A 16,673-nucleotide genomic window follows, 5' to 3' on the forward strand; every position below is an offset into this window, starting at 1 on the left:
AAAAAAATATAAGCTCGTCAGCCGATTAATTTACGGAATAAGCTGCGTACAGCCCACTTGCGCTCACTTCGTTTGCGGTATTTGGGCAGAGAACGATAGACGGCAATCGACTGGTTAAAGGCTGCCGTGGCCTCATCCTTGCGTTCCAGCATCCGGTACATCAAGCCTGTCAGATAATAGCCTTCGCTGGAAGAGGACTGAATTTCCTGAAATTGCTGAAGATAGTGAAGCGACTTATTTACATCACGTTCCTTGAAAGCTGCGGCTAAATGCAAATAGGGTTCGCCGTATTGTACCCGCGGGTTAATGTCCAGTGCTTTCAGCAAATGCGGTTCTCCATCTTCGATGTGCCCCGTATGTACCTCAGCCGTTCCCCGTGCGTTCCAATAATCTGCGGAATCCTCATAGCGGGACTGGATGTCCAGCAGCAGCTCCAAAGCCTGATGGTATTTCTTGCTCTCGATCCAAATACGAGCCAAATCGAACTTGGCAGCCACATCGTTGGCATTTAAAGCGATCTGTTGACGCAGCCGGGCAGCATTGCGCCTTCTTTTCCATGGCTTGCTGATGCTGGGCAATACACCGACAAAGCTGCGATCCAATATATAGATCACAATCAGCAGTACGAGCAACGCCAGAAACGGGTTGCCGAGCAAGCTCCATAATAGAGAGAAAATTAAAAATTTCCCGATCATTCTGCTCCCATCCTCCTGTACATGTAACTATCCATACTTTCCACATTATAGCATATGGTTATCTCAAGGGTCATTAGCATGGCGAGGTTGTGAAGGAGTGTAAAACAGGCAGTGTGAAGTAGTGTGTTCATTTATGATGTTCGATGTACATTCTTACCAGAAAGGCAACTTTGGAACGGTGGTAGCTCTCTAACTTGGTAGGGTACTTGTACGTGCTTTTGAGATAACAGTGGGCACAAATGAATGCACCTTTGGACATAATGATAGATTCTGTCGAATGGCAGAGTACACAACGTTCAGGCTTATGCTTGTAAAAATGTCGCATGTTCAAAGTCTCCCCTCATATGTACGATAGGTTTCTATGACTCGTCCTGAATGCCAAGTAATTGGGATACTATTTTCCTGTGTCGTTTGGCTTTTCTTGTACCGTGAATGAGATTCGACAGACGAGAAGGCGGAATTTGGTACGTCTCACAAAACGTTTTCTGATCCAGTTGCCTTTCCACAAGCTTCTGCTTGATCGTCCATCCGAAGGGCGTTACAGGGTGTTTTTTATTATTGTCCAACATGATTCACCTTCTCTATATTAAGGATTGAAAAATTAGTAAGTGTATAAAATGAGCTATCTGCTATGATGTTGAATTTACTAATTTATTTACATTTTAAGCGTACAATAAAATACCATAATTTCTTCTTCACACTAAAAATGTAAAAAGAAATTTGATTTGTATATTATTTATATCCATTCTGAAGCAGTTGTATAATCAGGATATTATATGAAAAAAGTAGTGATCTAGTATATGAGGGTGAGTAGCAGTATGACAAGTTCTGATGATTGGAGGAAGGTTTATGGAATATGCAGTTGAAATCCGTACAGAGATACGGAAGTGTATGCAAAAGAAGGGATATAACTTATCAAATTTTGCGAAAGCATCAACTATTACATCCAGTCATCTCAGTTCGTTGCTTAGTGAAAGACCTAGTCGACCATTATCGGTTCATCAACTGGATCGAATTAACTTTACTCTAAATAATCCGGAAGGTTGTTTTTATGAGTTGTATGTAGATGAATGTTTTTTGTCAGGAAAACCACATCGTAGTCGTGTGAAGCCTTTTTTGTTACGTTGCGCGGAGTTGGACAAAAAGAATTGTATTGAGCAAGTATTATCTCGTATGATGGAGGATTTAAATTATATTTCTTTGGTGTTTGAAGTTGCAGAGGAATTGCACACCAAAGGAAACATTCATAAGTCGCTTGTGTTTTTTGAATGTGTAGCAGAACATGAGAGATATCAGCACTCCGAGCGTTTGGCAATCAGCCAATATCGGCTGTTTTGAGCACCATTGGGAAAGGATTTGGCAAAGAACAGAGATGCGGTAACCCGATTTTCACCTTTTCGTAATCGTTTACCTGTGAATTATCAGTTGGATGGACTAATACAATTGGGCAATGCATATTTTACATTGCATGACTGGATGCGATTGGGAGAAAGCGCAGATAATCTAATCATATTAGCTAAGGTTGCTTATCAAGAACAGCAACAAAGAAAAACAGGTAGAGGTAAAAAGCCCCTTTTAAAAACAGAACGAAATCTAGTTGTTTATTATGGCCAAGGTTATCTGATGAAGGCAACTGCTTGTGAGAAGCAAGGTTTGTATGAAGAAGGAAAGAATGATGTAGAGAATTTCAAAATGTTTGCTGTCGCTAACTCCTACACTCTTGATATGCTTATGGGACATGCAGACATGTTAGAGGAATATACACAGTATCTATTCGACCATCCAGAAGAAATTCTAACTGGTTTGGCAGTCATTACAGAAGCCGCTAATAAGTATGGATTTGCGATTGAAGATACACTTACTAAATTATCTAACAAAATGGTAAAACTAGAACAACGAGACGAGAATATCTATAATCACTGGCGCTTGAATTTTCACTATCAACTTGCTATTTATCTGTTACGCAAAGGACGGATTGAAGATGTAGCAGTTAATATTTTGAAAATGTTGGAAACATCCGTCCTGCTTAACAATAGCAGTCTGTTTATTCAGGGAATCTCTCTTTTCGAATCTTGTAAAGATCAAGTTGGTGATTTCCAACGAAACGATTGTTGCTTGGACTTGATAAAACAAAATCACACTTTTCGGAGATCATATAGAGTATAACTCACATAAACTACATAATTACATCTGAACCTTGCCACTTGCGGCAGGGGCTTTCTGCTTTCGTATTATTTAATCGTAGCAACATTGTTCATTCAGTGATTTTCTGTTAAATGATACAAACTGGTGCTTTCGACAAGGGGAAAAAGGTTTATTCAAGCAATCACATTGAGCGATATAAAAGAGATATCAGGATAAAATATGGATATACGTCATTTCAACCTTCTGATAACATGGTGTACATCCTACTTTATAGTAAGCGTGGACCTATGGAGCGAGTATTAGTTCCACCTGACAAACTGTTACAGATACCTGAGGTTAACAGAATTTTTTAATTGAAGTAATTTCCGTTTAGCCTTGTCAAATTTATTGAATGACACATACGGTATACAGTATCTTAAAAAAAGGAGGAGTTCATGTGAGTGGATGTGTTGGAGGAGCTGAGCGTAGGGAAGAGCGTAGGGAAGAGCGTAGGGAAAACTGTTTTGGTGCTTTCACATCGCCAGCAGCAATTTTGGTGCTCTTTATTCTGTTGGTTATCATCACTAAAGCCTGTTGGGTTTAATTTTTAAAGCAATGTCACGGTAATGCCCAATCATTGTTTCGGTATAAAAGGCTCTATCGGTATGTAACCGGTAGAGCCTTTGTAATGTTTACCTGTCACCCAATAGGTGTTCCATCAGGTAGTTTAATATCTGGTTTCAATAGAACCACATCCCCCTTTTCGGGTATTCCTCCAAGGACTAATACCTCTGAATTAAAGCCTGCTATCCGTCGGGGAGGAAAGTTGACTACACCTATTATTTGTCCCCCTATAATATCTTCAGCGACATATCTTTTTGTAATTTGTGCACTAGATGTTTTTATTCCAATATCTTGTCCAAAATCAATCTCAAGTTTAATAGCAGGTATTTTTGCTTCTGCGAAAAACTCAGCTTTAATAATTGTTCCAACACGAATATCCAGTTTCAAAAAATCGTCAATCGTTGTCATTTAAACATTCTCCTCATCTACTGTTATTTTTGAATTACACACTAATTAATTACAATTTTAATATTTAGCAACTGTATAGTTTAAGGATTTTGCCCAAAAATACACCCCCATACCGAATAAAGTCATCATTCCACCTATGAATTGAGATACAGAGATTGTTTCTCCCAAGAAAAAGTAGGCGAGAATTATGGCGAGAACAGGTTCTCCAATAATACCTACAGAAACAGTAGTTGCACCCATTGATTTCAATAACAGATTAAAAATATATTGTCCGAAAATAGTTGGAATTACTGCAAGTAAAAAGAAATACATCCAATCCGACGAGTCATATTCGATCAAGGAATAATTATTCAACAAATTGTAGACTAGCATGACGCTGCCACCCAGAAAAAAAACAATAACACTATATAAATTTGCATCTATTTTGTGACTTACTTTCTGTCCTGCCAACATATATGCTGAAACCAAGATTGTACCTAATAAAGATAATCCATCTCCGATTAATGCCCCTTTCGAAATCCCAATGTCTCCCCAAGCTATAATGATTGAACCGAAAAGAGCAGCGATCAAACAAAGTATTGTTATTATGTTTGCTCGTTCTCTGAAGATAAAGTATGAACCCATCATTACAAATAAAGGCTGTAATGATAAGATGACCATCGAGCTCGCAACTGAGGTATATACTAAAGATTCCATCCAGAATAAGAAATGTAACCCGAGAAAAAGACCAGCTAAGAAAACGGTACTCCAATCTTTTTTGTTCATCTCTAAGGATCGGGTCATTTTCCAGGGTACAAAAGGAAGCATTATTATAACTGATATATACAGTCTGTACATCCCAGCGACAGAGGTTGGAGTGTCTGAGGATTTTATCATGATGGAAGAGATAGAAACAGACAATATGCTGATGAAAAGCAAAACATACGGACGAAACAGCAGAAACGGTTTATTTATTTTCATAATGACGCCTCCAAGATGTTTTCTGTGCACAGAATTGTAATGATAAAGCGAAGTTGTATATAATAATATCACCACTATTATTTAATTTGTGTAATAATATCTTTAATTTATATAGAAATATCGTCATCAGAAAGGACCTCGCAAAAATGGAAAAACAATTGCACGAGACCATTTTATATCCCGATGTTTCATTTCCATACATCATGTACACCCATACTATTCATAGAAGTATCCCTGAAGGTAGAGGATTTAATGATTTACATTGGCACGAAGAACTACAAATCACTTTGGTTACTAAAGGAAAACTAGTTATACAAGTTAATGGGATTAATCATGAATTAGAAACCGGTCAGGCCATTTTAATTAATAAGGGCGCCCTTCATGTTACTACGCACCTGACACATAACGGTCAATATGTTAGTTTTAATTTCCCTGAAAAGCTGCTTGCCTTTTATGCAGATAGTGCCATGGAAAAAAATTATGTACTACCTTATACAAACTCTTCCTTAGTGTCATTAGCAATAAAGGGAGAAGTTGAATGGCAAAGTCAAGTACTAGAAATGCTTTGGGATATGCAAAAGAAATTTGATATGAAAAAAAACTGGGGGTGGGAATATGAGGTTTCCATCAAAACTGTTCAATTATGGTTAATTTTAATATCTAATATTTCGATTTCTGCCGAGGAAGCACCTAAATACATGAAACTGCAACAGGAAAGACTTCAATTGCTGCTTAGCTTTATCCATCAAAACTACTCAAACAATATAACATTGCAAGAAATTGCTGATGTAGCACATTTAAGTGTTTCAGAGTGCAATCGTAGTTTTAAGAGAACCATTCATATGACACCTTACGATTACTTGATTAAATACCGCATCAAGAAAAGCAGTGAATTATTAATCTCAACACATTATACAATAACTGAAATAGCCCACAGAGTGGGCTTCAATAATGCAAATCACTTCATTCAGTCTTTTAAAAAACATTATAAAAGAACACCTAAAGAATTCCGGAAATTTAGAAATGAAGCCATTGATTAAGAAGTGAAGTAGCCGATCGATGCTATATGCATATTTAAGAGTACGAAAATTTTCAAAAGGACGGGGTGGAGAAGATGAAGGCTTCTGCATGTTCCCAGACTCCATTACAATGTTGAGCAAACCAATTTTGTGTCCATGTCATAGTATCCATTGAAGTATAATACCTCAACATAATAGCCTTCGACAATATAAAATAGGGCCGCTTCATTCTAAAACAGCCTGCGGGCTGTTACGAAACGTTGCTGCCATTTATCGTCAAGCGTGTCAAAATGAACGCCGCGTTCTTTGGAGAACGTATGCAGCAATTTGTTGTTCCCCGCATAGATAGCCACATGGCCGATCTCCAGCCCGCGTGCGCTGAAGAACAGCAGGTCGCCTTTGCGTAGCTCGTTTAGCCCGACCTTCCGGCCTTCTTTAGCTTGATCGTAAGAGACACGGGGGAGCTCGATGGAGAGCGTATGCCGGAACACTTCCGCTACAAAAGAAGAACAATCAAAGGTCGATGTCTGGCTGGTTGCTGCGCCGAATTCATAAGGGGTACCGAGGAATTTCTCCCCGTAGGCGATCAGTTCATCCCCTTGCCGTTCCGCCAGGGATGGGCTGGTATAATCGCTGTATTTTGGTTTTGCCGATATGTATCCAGTCAGATTGTCTTTGGTGCGCACTTCCAGCCAGAGGGCATTGACCTCGCGGATGACATGAACCTTTTCGCCGCCTGAAATAAGCCTCAGGGAAGGGGAAGCACCCGATGAATCTGGCTCGCTGCGCAGGTTGACCCCGGAAAGAACCGTTGTGAAAAAATCGTTTCTGGAAACAATCCGGATCGTCCGAGTCAGTGCATCCCACTTCACTGTGCTCCCAAGCGCTTCGCTTACAAAACGCAGCGGAATCATCGTATTACCCTGAACAATCTGTCCGGGAACATTCAGGGACAGCTCATTGCCGTTTAGGGTGGAGGTGAGTTCCCCGATACGGTAGGTCAGCACCGTGTCGTCTTTGGTTGCCGTTACGGTTTTGCTGGATCCGTTCCAGGAGAGCCTGGCTCCTTGCGCCTCAAACAACTGGCGCATGGGGACGAGCGTTGTCCCGTCTAGCAGCAGCGGCTGGGCGGCAAGCTGGAGCGGGCGGTCATCCAGATAGACGGTCGTCACTGGAGTCAGCGGCACCGACTTCGCATAAGACGGGTTCGCTTGGAACTGCAATACCGCCAGTAGAGCCAGCAATACTCCCTTTTTGATTGTCATGCTGTCATCACCTCGTTGTTGATATGTTCATCTAAGTTGTACGAGGCTGCCCTTGATTAGTTGTGTACCAAATATTGGAGCGATTCTAGCTTTCCTTCAAGGCGCCGTGCACGAATCCATAAGCAGCTGTCAACCGGCGACGTGCTTCAGCGGCGTCAACTCTGGCCAGCAGCATAACAATCGCCGTCTTCACGTGGCCTTCCGATTCATGGAAGGCTTGTTCAATTTGCTCCCTGGAAGCATCTGTAGCCAGTTCGATAATGCGCTTGGCCCTGTAGACCAGCTTCTCGTTAGAGGGGTTCAAATCGACCATCAGATTACGGTACACTTTGCCGATACGGATCATTGCTGTTGTGGTCAGCATGTTCAGGATCATTTTTTGCGCCGTTCCCGATTTCATCCGCGTTGAGCCCATGACAACCTCGGGGCCGACGACGGCTTCAATCGTCAGCTTGCCGAGCCTGGTCATCGGCGTTCCGTAGTTGTTGCAGAGGCCGATAACCACCGCTCCCCGTTCTCCGGCGCGTTTCATCGCGCCCAGCACATAAGGCGTGCGTCCGCTGGCGGCAATGCCGATCACGACATCGCTCACGCTGATTCCGGCATCGTCGATATCGGAGGCGCCCAACTCCTCGCTGTCTTCTGCGCCTTCGACCGGGTCCTTGACGGCCCGGAAGCCGCCGGCGATTAAGCCCTGCACCATCTCGGGGTTGGTCCCGTAGGTCGGCGGACACTCCGAGGCGTCAAGAATGCCGATTCTCCCGCTCGTTCCGGCACCAACGTAGAACAGCCTGCCGCCATTGCGGAACGCCTCCACGATAAAGTCGGCTACTTCGGCAATCTGCGGAATCAGACCGTGGATTACCTCGGCGACCTGGCGGTCTTCATTGTTAATTAGATGCATAATACCGGTGGAATCGAGATGGTCGATTGCATTTGTTTTGTCATTGGGCTGCTCTGTGACTAAACTACCTAAAATATGGTTCATGAGGTTTTTCCTCCCACCAGTCTAGTATACTGAGTATTTTGCATAATTTCCTAAGCAATATTTCAGCGGTATTTCAATCGAATATGCAAAATCCTGTTTCTCTGTATTGAAGCTACAACAAGGTGGATGGGGGTTCATCCTGCCGCCCGTTCGCCAGTTCGCGGGCCAGCCGCGCTGCTCCAACCGAAGGCGGCGCTCCCCGGCTCCCATCAACAAAAACCAGTCCACCGAATGACTCCTGTAGCCTGTCGCACAGTATTTCGCGGAAGAGCGGCGCGTATCTGAACATTGAGCCGCTGAGCACGGCCTGCCCCTGCCGGAGTACGGGCGATCTGCGCAGCAGCGCTGCCGCCGTATCCGCGAGCGCTTCGGCTTCGCTTGCAAGAATGCCAGTGGCGGCAACATCTCCTTGCGCTGCGGCCTGAATGCAGATTTTGGCGAATGCGGCGATCTGCGCTTTGCTGTAGGCCGGGTTATAGATGTAACCCTTCAAGTCGGTAATCCGCTGAAATCCATACTCCTGCATAATCATATCGGTCATTATGGTCGGGGGATGAACGGCGTCGAAGCTGCGCATGACCGCTTTCAGCGTGCGCAGGCCGACCTGGTAACCGCTGCCTTCATCGCCCAGATAATGTCCCCAGCCGCCGGTGCGCAGGCGGGAACCGTCCGGGAGATAACCGTAGCATATGGAGCCTGTGCCTGAAATGATGAGCACTCCGGAACGGCTGCTGAGCGCGGCCATCAGGGCAATCTCTCCTTCGGAGCGCACAAACACTGGAAGGACAAGCCCACGTTCTGACAGATGCTGCTGAACAGAGCTTTTAAGCAGATCACATTCTTTCTTGGTATAAAAACCTGACATACCAAGACAGATGGAAGCGCAATCTTCAATTTTCGTCTGTAATTGTTCCAATACTACGTCAATAACTGACATGACTTCTGTAAGCGCTACCTCGAATCCGACGCTATGCGGATTCGAAGGCCCTCCGGTACAGCGGGTCAGCATGACTCCCTGTTCGTCCAAAGCGGCTGCATCGGTCTTTGTGCCGCCTCCATCAAGGCCTACATACACTTTCATCGATCAATCACCACTTTGATTTTTTTCTAATTATATGGGAAACCTCGTTTAAAGTAAAATAAAATTTCACATGAGAAATATGAGTTGAAATTTTATTTCACTACTCATATAATGAATTCAATCCAATGTTTTGGAAGGATAACAAACCGTTCATGTTATCTAATCTAACATTTAAGATTGAAGGTATTTTTCGAGCATCATTTGCAAAATACCACTTTATCAGGGAGGTGCTTGCTTTCAATGAATGGCGGCTTAATTCGTCTGCGGGAATTGCATGAATCGCTCAGTCCATCTGAGCACAAGATTGCCGCGTATATTTTGCAGAATCCGGATGAGATGATCCATCTGTCCATTGCCGAGCTGGCTGCAAAAAGCGGCTCAAGCCAGGCAGCCATTGTCCGACTGTGCAAGACGATCGGATTCAAGGGGTATCAGGAGCTTAAAATCAAAGTTGCTGGCGATTTACAGGGAAGAGATCCAGGAATCGTTGGCTATCAGGAAATTCGTCCGAACGATACCATTGCCGCGATTATGCAGAATGTATCGAACAATAACATCCAATCGATCCGCGATACGCTGAAAATTCTGGATGAAGAGATGGTGGAGCGGGCAGTGGAGGCGATTGACCGGGCGAAGCGGATTTACTTTTTTGGAGTGGGGGCTTCAAACCTCATTGCGATGGATGCCCAGCAGAAGTTTTTGCGGATCAACAAAACGAGCTTTTCGTTCGCCGACCCGCATGTGCAGCTGACCAGTGCCATAACGGCAACCGCCGAAGATACGGCTGTGTGCATTTCGTATTCCGGCGAGACGAAAGAAGTAATTCGCGCCGCGTCCATCGTCAAAGAGAACGGCGGCACCGTGATCAGCATCGCCAAATACGGCAATTCCACATTAAGCCGGAACGCAGACATATCGCTGTGTACCTCCGCCACCGAAAATGAAATCCGCAGCGGAGCGATGGCGTCAAGAATTACCCAGCTCAATCTGATTGACATTCTGTATCTCGCCGTAGCCAGCCGGAATTACGAGCAGTCCGTCACTTATCTGGAGAGAAGCAGGCAGCAAATCAAACGGCTGTAGCGCCTTGGGCAGGGTGCAGCATTGCCGCCAAATAACAAGAACATATGCAAAAGGGAGAGGAAACGATGAAAAAAAGTCTGTTGCTCTGTATGGTTGTTGTGCTGATGCTGATGAGCGCCTGCGGCAAATCGGGCGGAAACAAGGAAGCCGCAAGCCCGGATGACAAGGATACCGTTGTAGTCTGGACCTATCCGGTACACGGCACATATGAAGATGATCTGAAAGAAATGGTGGCCAATTTTCAAAAAGAGCATCCCAACATTACAGTGAAGACGGAAGTGCTGTCCTGGGCCGAGGGGCCGAAGAAATTTGACGTTGCCCTGAACGCCGGCAGCCCGCCGGACCTGTATTTTCACAGCGTGGACGGCACGTATGTTAATACCGGTCTTGCCCTTAATCTTGATCCCTACATGACCGACGACATCAAAACTGATTACCTGCCTGGAACGCTGGAGCTTGCACAGATTGGCGGCAAACAGTACGGGCTTCCGCTGTACCAGTTCCAGTGGGCTTGGGGAGGCAACAAGCGCATTCTGGAGGAAGCGGGTATTGATTGGGCCAAAATCCAGCAAGAAGGCTGGACCTGGTCACAGTTCAACGAGGCGGCGGCCAAGCTGACCAAAACCTTGAGCGACGGCTCAAAGCAATATCCGCTGGTTACGGACGGTACCTCGCTTGATTTTATCGAAATGCTCTCCCGCAACAACAATATGCCTGATGTTCTGGATGAGTCCGGGGCGTTCCAATGGGGTGACGAGCGAATCGTCGAGACGCTGGATTTCATCAAAGGGCTGCTGGATAAAGGATATATGCCTAAGGAAACTGCGGCGATTGCCCCGGCCAAACGATCCGATATGTTCTATGCCGGACAGGCTGCGATTATTTCCAAAGCAATTCCGTATTATGACGTCATGATCCAGAACCGCAACAAGGACATTAATTCCGGCAAGGTAAAAGGTGAAAAAATCGATTTTGTGCTGCTGCCGGTTCCGCATAACGACAATGCTCCGGCCAAGACAACGATGGGGGCGGAAGGCTACATCGCCTTCAAACAGAAAAACGACAAAGGCGAGCAGCATGCCAAAAATACATTCCAAGTGCTTGAATACTTGAGCAATGCAAAAGCTGGAAATTCCTCTAATGAGCTGGTGCTGCCATTTGTGCGCAAATCCCAGGCGGACCTGTTCGCCGGCAAGGCGCTTGGCTCGGAAGAGACGATCAAGGCATCGGCGGCCATGGCCAAATATATCGTAAATCCGGTCACGTTGAAGCTCGATACGGCGACGGCCGCCAAAATGAAGCAGTTCAAGGAGCAGGTGGTGACACCAAACCTTCAGGCGCTCTATTCCGCAGAGAAAACGCCGGAGGCAATCGCCGAGGAGTTCAAGAGCAAAGGAACGCAAATGCTCGGCAAATAGACAGGAGGAGAGGAAGAGATGACGACAATCGCGCCAAAGCGGGTGCGCAGTTCCGCCGGGCGGTTATGGCGTGAATACGGATGGGCCTACTTGTTCATTTTGGCGCCCGTCCTGCTGTTTCTCGTGTTTACACTGTATCCGGTCGTCTCCGCCCTGATCATGAGCTTTCAACAGTACAACATTATGGATTCGACTTGGGTCGGACTGGACAATTACGAGCGGCTCGTGCAGGATGCGACCTTCTGGAAATCAATGCGCAATACGGTCATCTTTACGGTGTGCACGGTGCCGATGAACATTATCATCACCTTTGTGCTTGCATATCTGATCTACCAGATGAGGACAAAATGGCAGACTTTTTTCAAAGCAACGCTGTATCTGCCTGCGGTAGCTTCCGGTGTGACGATCTCCATCGTTTGGCTGGCCATTTTTGACCCGACCGATGTGGGTCTGCTCAACCGGTTCCTCGGCTGGTTCGGCTTCGATCCTGTCATTTGGCTGGGCCAGTCCAAAACCGCGCTGTTCTCCCTGATTCTGATGAACTGGCTGGGCTCGCACGGCGCAGGAATCATCCTGTATCTGGCCTTTATGGGCGGGGTGCCCAAATCGCTGTATGAGGCTGCCGACATTGACCATGCCAGCGGCTGGACCAAGTTCACACGCATTACCTGGCCTCTGCTGAAGCCGACGACGCTGTATTTGCTCGTTACGGGAGTAATTACTTCCTTCCAGGTATTTATTTCGGTGTATATGATGACCCAGGGCGGCCCCAACTTTGCGACCACGACAATTGCCTATTTAATCTACCAGACGGCGTTCGAATTTTATGAATTCGGCCTGGCTTCGGCCCAATCGTTCGTACTGGCATTCCTGATTATCCTGGTCTCTGTCATCCAGTTTAAATACTTCTCGAGCGATGTCGAGTATTAGGGCGAAGGGGTGAGCATTACATGAAAACCAGATCAAAAACCGTTTTTCTGGCCGTGGCGACCCTCATCCTTGTGGTGTGGGCGATCGTAACGATCATTCCGCTGTACTGGATGCTGATCGGCTCCGTGCAGGACTCGATGGCGACGGCCAGCTTCCGGCCCCGGATGATTCCCGAGGCGCTGTCGTTTGCGCCGTATGACCGTTTTTTTGCCAAAACGGCGGCCTGGCGCTGGCTGTTCAACTCCCTGCTGATTTCTACCGTGTTGACCGTAACCAACGTGTTTTTCGCTTCGCTGGCCGGGTATACCTTCTCCAAGTTGAAGTTCCCTGGCAGCAATGCGATATTCTGGGTGCTGCTTAGCACGATGATGATTCCGGCGCAGGTGACGCTGATCCCGCTATATATCTTGATCGTCAATGTGTTTAATCTTGGCGACAGCTACACCGCGATTATTCTGCCTACCGCAGTAACGGTCGGTAATATTTTTCTGATGAAGCAATACATGTCTTCGCTTCCGACCTCGCTGATTCATGCGGCCCGGATTGACGCCTGTAGCGAGTTCGGCATCTTCTGGAAGGTGATTCTGCCCATGGCCAAGCCGGGGCTGGCCGTGCTGGCGATCTTCACCTTTGTGGCCTCCTGGAACGAGTTTTTCTGGCCGTTCCTGATAACGAATTCGACGGAGATGCGGACGATCCAGGTGGGTCTGGCTTCCTTCGTTTTTGCCGAATCGACAGACTTTGGAGCGATTATGGCCGGGGCGACGGTTGGCGCGCTGCCGATGCTTATCTTGTTTTTCTCGCTGCAGCGGTATTTCCTGCAGGGAATTACCATCGGAGCGGTCAAAGGCTGAAGCGGCGGTCAGGCTTTGCTTGTATGGGAGAACGGCATAGTGATAAAACGGCATGGATGCCGCTCCCGGGATTTTGACAATGTCCATGTGTAAGTTTTTGTGGGGGAACTTAAAGGGGGAAAGGCTATGGCACGTGTTGAATTTCGCAATGTGCGCAAACAATTTAACGATCAGAACAAGCAGGCTTTTACAGCGGTGGCGGGCTCCGATTTTGTTATTCAAGATAAAGAATTTGTTGTGTTTGTTGGTCCGTCGGGCTGCGGCAAAACGACCTCGTTGCGGATGATAGCGGGCCTTGAGCAGCAGACGAGCGGTGATATCATCATCGGTGACCGCATCGTCAACAATCTCCACCCCAAGGACCGCGACATTGCCATGGTGTTCCAGGATTATGCGCTGTACCCGCACATGACGATCCGCGAGAACCTGTCCTTTGGCCTGCGTAATCTGAAGAAACCGAAGGATTATATCGAGCAAAAGGTCCGGGAAGCGGCAACGATCCTTGGGTTGGAGGATATGCTGGAGCGCAAACCGCGCGAGCTGTCCGGCGGGCAGCGTCAGCGGGTCGCCGTAGGCCGTGCGATTGTGCGCGATCCGCAGGTGTTCCTGTTCGATGAACCTCTCTCCAACCTGGATGCCAAGCTGCGTATTCAGATGCGGGTCGAGCTGGGCGAGCTTCATAAGCGGCTTGGCGCAACCATCGTTTATGTCACCCATGATCAGGTGGAGGCAATGACCCTGGGCGAGCGGATCGTCGTCATGAACAAAGGCGTCATTCAGCAGATTGCCTCACCGACAGAGCTGTATGCCAACCCGAAAAATATGTTCGTGGCCGGTTTTATCGGCTCCCCGGCGATGAACTTCATCAATGCCCGCGTGGAGCGGGGCCGCTTGCTCATATCCGGCGGAGAATTCGAGCTGCCGCAGGATGCCGCCACGGGACTTCAAGGATATGAAAGTGGCGAGGTCATTCTCGGCATCCGCCCGGAGCATATTTACGGCGAGGACTTTGCGCCGGGCGTTTCCGCTGAGCATCGGCTGAATGCACATATCAAGGTTGTGGAGCATCTTGGCTCCGAGAACCTGGTCTATTTTCACGTAGGTGAGAGATTGGTTACAGCCAAGGTGCATCCGGAGACCAAGGCGTACAACGGGCTGGATAAGCCGTTTATTCTCGACCTGGCCAAAGCGCGTTACTTCGATCCGGTGACGGAGGACAGAATCCTCTGGTAGTCGGACAACTCGGCAGCCGTTAAAAGCAAGCTGGACTGCTATGATAAAAGGGGGAGACAATCATGCGCAAGCTGAATGACGTTTTGGTTCGCACAGGATCAGAGGCGTTCAGGGAGATTATACCGATTACACTGCTCAGCCTCGCTGGCTCGGCCGTGCTGGTGCCAGTCGTCCTGTTCGCGCCGCTTGCCTTTGCGTTTATCCTGATTCCGCTCATTTATATGCCTTTGGTGTTCGGCGCGTTTTATGCCTATCACCGGAGAACGGAGGGGAACAAGTTCGCAATGCGGGAGATGTTCCGGGGGGCGCGGCGCGGCTTTGCACCTGCGGCGGTTTTCGGGCTGCTCTGTTCGCTGCTGGTGCTCATTCTGTGGTCCACCTGGTGGTATTACGGGGGACGCGAAGGGATACTGAGTCGGATGCTCGCGATCATCCAGACGTATTTTGTCGCTATGGTATTGGTCTCTCAGTTCTATACGCTCCAGCTTGTCATTCAGCAGAAGCTGGGCATTTTCAAGGCGATGGGAGAGAGCGTAAAGCTGTTCCTTCGCCATCCGGCCTATACGATAGGTGCTTTTTTTCAAGCACTGTGCGTCGGCGTGATGCTGGCCGTCACGGTTGTAGGTTTTTCCGCTTTGTACAACGGCGTTCTTGCCGTTTACCTCCATAAAGCGGCTTATAATGTGCTGCACCCGGATGAGGACAACGAAGCCGGGGAAGCGGCGGAGACTGGCGCTGGAATGGCGGGCGGGAGCCTGCGATGAGTGCCCGCGTGTGCAGTGGGGTGGACCGACTGGCCGCGGGGCTGTCACACCCGCTGCTGGAGGGGCGGCGGATCGGGCTGGTGACCAATCCGACTGGGATTACGGCGGATTTCCGTTCCACCGCCGAGGTCTGCCGCGGACTGGCATCGTCCCGGCTGATGGCTCTTTTTGCCTGCGAGCATGGCATACACGGGCAGTATCAGGCAGGCGTGAAGTTCGAAGATGAACGGGATGCTGTACTGGGGCTTCCGGTATACAGCCTGTATGGCAGACATAAAAAGCCTACCCCCGACATGCTGGTCGGCCTGGATACGCTGGTTTTTGATGTGCAGGACCTCGGGATGCGCTTCTATACGTATGTTTCCACCATGCTGTATATAATGGAAGCCTGCGCCGAGAATGGTAAAAGTCTGCTTATCCTTGACCGTCCCAATCCGCTGGGCGGGACCGTCTGCGAAGGCGGACTGCTGCAGGAAGGTTATGAATCCATGGTTGGCGCATGGTCAATGCCGATCCGCACCGGAAGGACTCCTGGAGAACTGGCGCGAATGGTCAACGATTTGAAAGGGCTGGGCTGCGATCTCGACGTGATTCCACTTGAGGGCTGGAGCCGCAGCATGCAATATACGGACACGGGGCTGCCCTGGATGCTGCCCTCGCCGAATATGCCGACCCTTGAGACAGTCAGAGCTTATGGCGGAACCTGTTTTTTTGAAGGGACCAATCTATCCGAGGGACGTGGCACCACCCGCCCTTTCGAGTGGATCGGCGCGCCTTGGCTGGATGGCGCTCGTCTGTCCGAATCCATGAATAAGCACCGACTGCCGGGGGTGCATGTGCACCCTGTATACGCTACCCCGGCCTTTTCCAAATATCGGGGGGAATTGTGCGGCGGCGTGCGGTTATTCATTACCGATCCGCAGCGTTACGAATCCGTAAATACAGGGCTGTTGCTGCTGCACGAGGTCAACGCCCTGTACCCGCAGGCATTCCGCTGGCTGGCCCCGCCGCAGGAAGGCTCCAGATATTTCATCGACCTGCTTACTGGAGGCGAAGAGGTGCGCCGCTCCATCGCGTCGGCAGCGGGTCTGCGCGATATTCAAGCATCCTGGCGGCAGGACAGCGCAGCTTGGAAGGAGCTGGCTCGCCCGTATCTGCTCTATACCTGAGCGAATGGCGAATACGGCGGCTGAAGCGGCAGGCGTGGTAACGCGGGGAAACATACAT

Annotated in this window: 17 protein-coding genes and 1 pseudogene; 11 read left to right on the forward strand and 7 right to left on the reverse strand. The window is 48.1% G+C overall.

All coding sequences use genetic code 11. The annotated features are described in order from the left end of the window. Window positions 1-17: 17 nt before the first annotated feature. Window positions 18-695 (reverse strand): tetratricopeptide repeat protein, encoded by a 678-nt coding sequence (locus tag ABIA61_RS01260; protein ID WP_283655569.1) that lies wholly within the window; start codon window positions 693-695, stop codon window positions 18-20. A 359-nt stretch (window positions 696-1,054) separates the two neighbouring features. Further along, window positions 1,055-1,264, reverse strand: coding sequence for an XRE family transcriptional regulator (locus tag ABIA61_RS01265; RefSeq protein WP_283655570.1), 210 nt, complete (start codon window positions 1,262-1,264; stop codon window positions 1,055-1,057). A 280-nt stretch (window positions 1,265-1,544) separates the two neighbouring features. On the opposite strand from ABIA61_RS01265, the gene ABIA61_RS01270 reads away from it, so the two are divergent. From ABIA61_RS01270 to ABIA61_RS01280, 3 genes and pseudogenes are all read left to right on the forward strand, one after another. Beyond that, window positions 1,545-2,033: a helix-turn-helix domain-containing protein gene (locus tag ABIA61_RS01270; RefSeq protein ID WP_283655571.1), complete on the forward strand. Its 489-nt coding sequence runs from the start codon at window positions 1,545-1,547 to the stop codon at window positions 2,031-2,033. A gap of 75 nt (window positions 2,034-2,108) precedes the next feature. After that, a complete protein-coding gene (locus ABIA61_RS01275; protein WP_404580210.1) occupies window positions 2,109-2,861 on the forward strand; it encodes a hypothetical protein in 753 nt (250 codons plus the stop codon). A gap of 484 nt (window positions 2,862-3,345) precedes the next feature. Then, window positions 3,346-3,423 (forward strand): annotated as a pseudogene (locus tag ABIA61_RS01280) (YjcZ family sporulation protein); the annotation flags it as partial. A 95-nt stretch (window positions 3,424-3,518) separates the two neighbouring features. Here ABIA61_RS01280 and csaA read toward each other — a convergent pair. Together csaA and ABIA61_RS01290 are read right to left on the reverse strand one after the other, a co-directional pair. Continuing rightward, window positions 3,519-3,851 (reverse strand): chaperone CsaA, encoded by a 333-nt coding sequence (csaA, locus tag ABIA61_RS01285; protein ID WP_404580040.1) that lies wholly within the window; start codon window positions 3,849-3,851, stop codon window positions 3,519-3,521. Window positions 3,852-3,908: 57 nt separating this feature from the next. Continuing rightward, the gene (locus ABIA61_RS01290; protein ID WP_283655573.1) at window positions 3,909-4,811 is read right to left on the reverse strand and encodes a DMT family transporter; all 903 of its coding nucleotides are present in this window, start codon (window positions 4,809-4,811) and stop codon (window positions 3,909-3,911) included. A gap of 146 nt (window positions 4,812-4,957) precedes the next feature. On the opposite strand from ABIA61_RS01290, the gene ABIA61_RS01295 reads away from it, so the two are divergent. Then, a complete protein-coding gene (locus ABIA61_RS01295; RefSeq protein WP_404580041.1) occupies window positions 4,958-5,851 on the forward strand; it encodes an AraC family transcriptional regulator in 894 nt (297 codons plus the stop codon). A 209-nt stretch (window positions 5,852-6,060) separates the two neighbouring features. On the opposite strand, the gene ABIA61_RS01300 is transcribed toward ABIA61_RS01295, so the two are convergent. From ABIA61_RS01300 to ABIA61_RS01310, 3 genes are all read right to left on the reverse strand, one after another. Further along, window positions 6,061-7,095, reverse strand: coding sequence for a C40 family peptidase (locus ABIA61_RS01300; RefSeq protein WP_283655574.1), 1,035 nt, complete (start codon window positions 7,093-7,095; stop codon window positions 6,061-6,063). Between the two features lie 85 nt (window positions 7,096-7,180). After that, window positions 7,181-8,083, reverse strand: coding sequence for an N-acetylmuramic acid 6-phosphate etherase (gene murQ, locus ABIA61_RS01305; protein ID WP_404580211.1), 903 nt, complete (start codon window positions 8,081-8,083; stop codon window positions 7,181-7,183). Between the two features lie 112 nt (window positions 8,084-8,195). Then, on the reverse strand, window positions 8,196-9,164 hold the full coding sequence (locus ABIA61_RS01310) for an N-acetylglucosamine kinase (RefSeq protein ID WP_283655576.1): 969 nt from the start codon (window positions 9,162-9,164) through the stop codon (window positions 8,196-8,198). 240 nt (window positions 9,165-9,404) lie between these two features. Here ABIA61_RS01310 and ABIA61_RS01315 point away from each other — a divergent pair, with 240 nt between their 5' ends. From ABIA61_RS01315 to ABIA61_RS01345, 7 genes are all read left to right on the forward strand, one after another. Further along, window positions 9,405-10,247: a MurR/RpiR family transcriptional regulator gene (locus ABIA61_RS01315; RefSeq protein ID WP_283655577.1), complete on the forward strand. Its 843-nt coding sequence runs from the start codon at window positions 9,405-9,407 to the stop codon at window positions 10,245-10,247. A 65-nt stretch (window positions 10,248-10,312) separates the two neighbouring features. Then, the gene (locus ABIA61_RS01320; protein WP_283655578.1) at window positions 10,313-11,665 is read left to right on the forward strand and encodes an ABC transporter substrate-binding protein; all 1,353 of its coding nucleotides are present in this window, start codon (window positions 10,313-10,315) and stop codon (window positions 11,663-11,665) included. A gap of 18 nt (window positions 11,666-11,683) precedes the next feature. Beyond that, on the forward strand, window positions 11,684-12,595 hold the full coding sequence (locus ABIA61_RS01325) for a carbohydrate ABC transporter permease (RefSeq protein WP_404580212.1): 912 nt from the start codon (window positions 11,684-11,686) through the stop codon (window positions 12,593-12,595). A 20-nt stretch (window positions 12,596-12,615) separates the two neighbouring features. Next, window positions 12,616-13,449: a carbohydrate ABC transporter permease gene (locus ABIA61_RS01330; RefSeq protein WP_283655580.1), complete on the forward strand. Its 834-nt coding sequence runs from the start codon at window positions 12,616-12,618 to the stop codon at window positions 13,447-13,449. Window positions 13,450-13,575: 126 nt separating this feature from the next. After that, window positions 13,576-14,682, forward strand: coding sequence for an ABC transporter ATP-binding protein (locus tag ABIA61_RS01335; protein ID WP_283655581.1), 1,107 nt, complete (start codon window positions 13,576-13,578; stop codon window positions 14,680-14,682). A 62-nt stretch (window positions 14,683-14,744) separates the two neighbouring features. Beyond that, the gene (locus ABIA61_RS01340; RefSeq protein ID WP_283657818.1) at window positions 14,745-15,446 is read left to right on the forward strand and encodes a hypothetical protein; all 702 of its coding nucleotides are present in this window, start codon (window positions 14,745-14,747) and stop codon (window positions 15,444-15,446) included. Further along, window positions 15,443-16,615, forward strand: a complete 1,173-nt coding sequence (locus ABIA61_RS01345) for an exo-beta-N-acetylmuramidase NamZ family protein (RefSeq protein ID WP_283655583.1) — start codon at window positions 15,443-15,445, stop codon at window positions 16,613-16,615. The genes ABIA61_RS01340 and ABIA61_RS01345 overlap by 4 nt, the downstream gene beginning before the upstream one ends. Window positions 16,616-16,673 lie beyond the last annotated feature (58 nt).

The sequence above is a fragment of the Paenibacillus sp. RC21 genome (assembly GCF_044907935.1).
Lineage (GTDB): Bacteria > Bacillota > Bacilli > Paenibacillales > Paenibacillaceae > Paenibacillus > Paenibacillus terrae_A.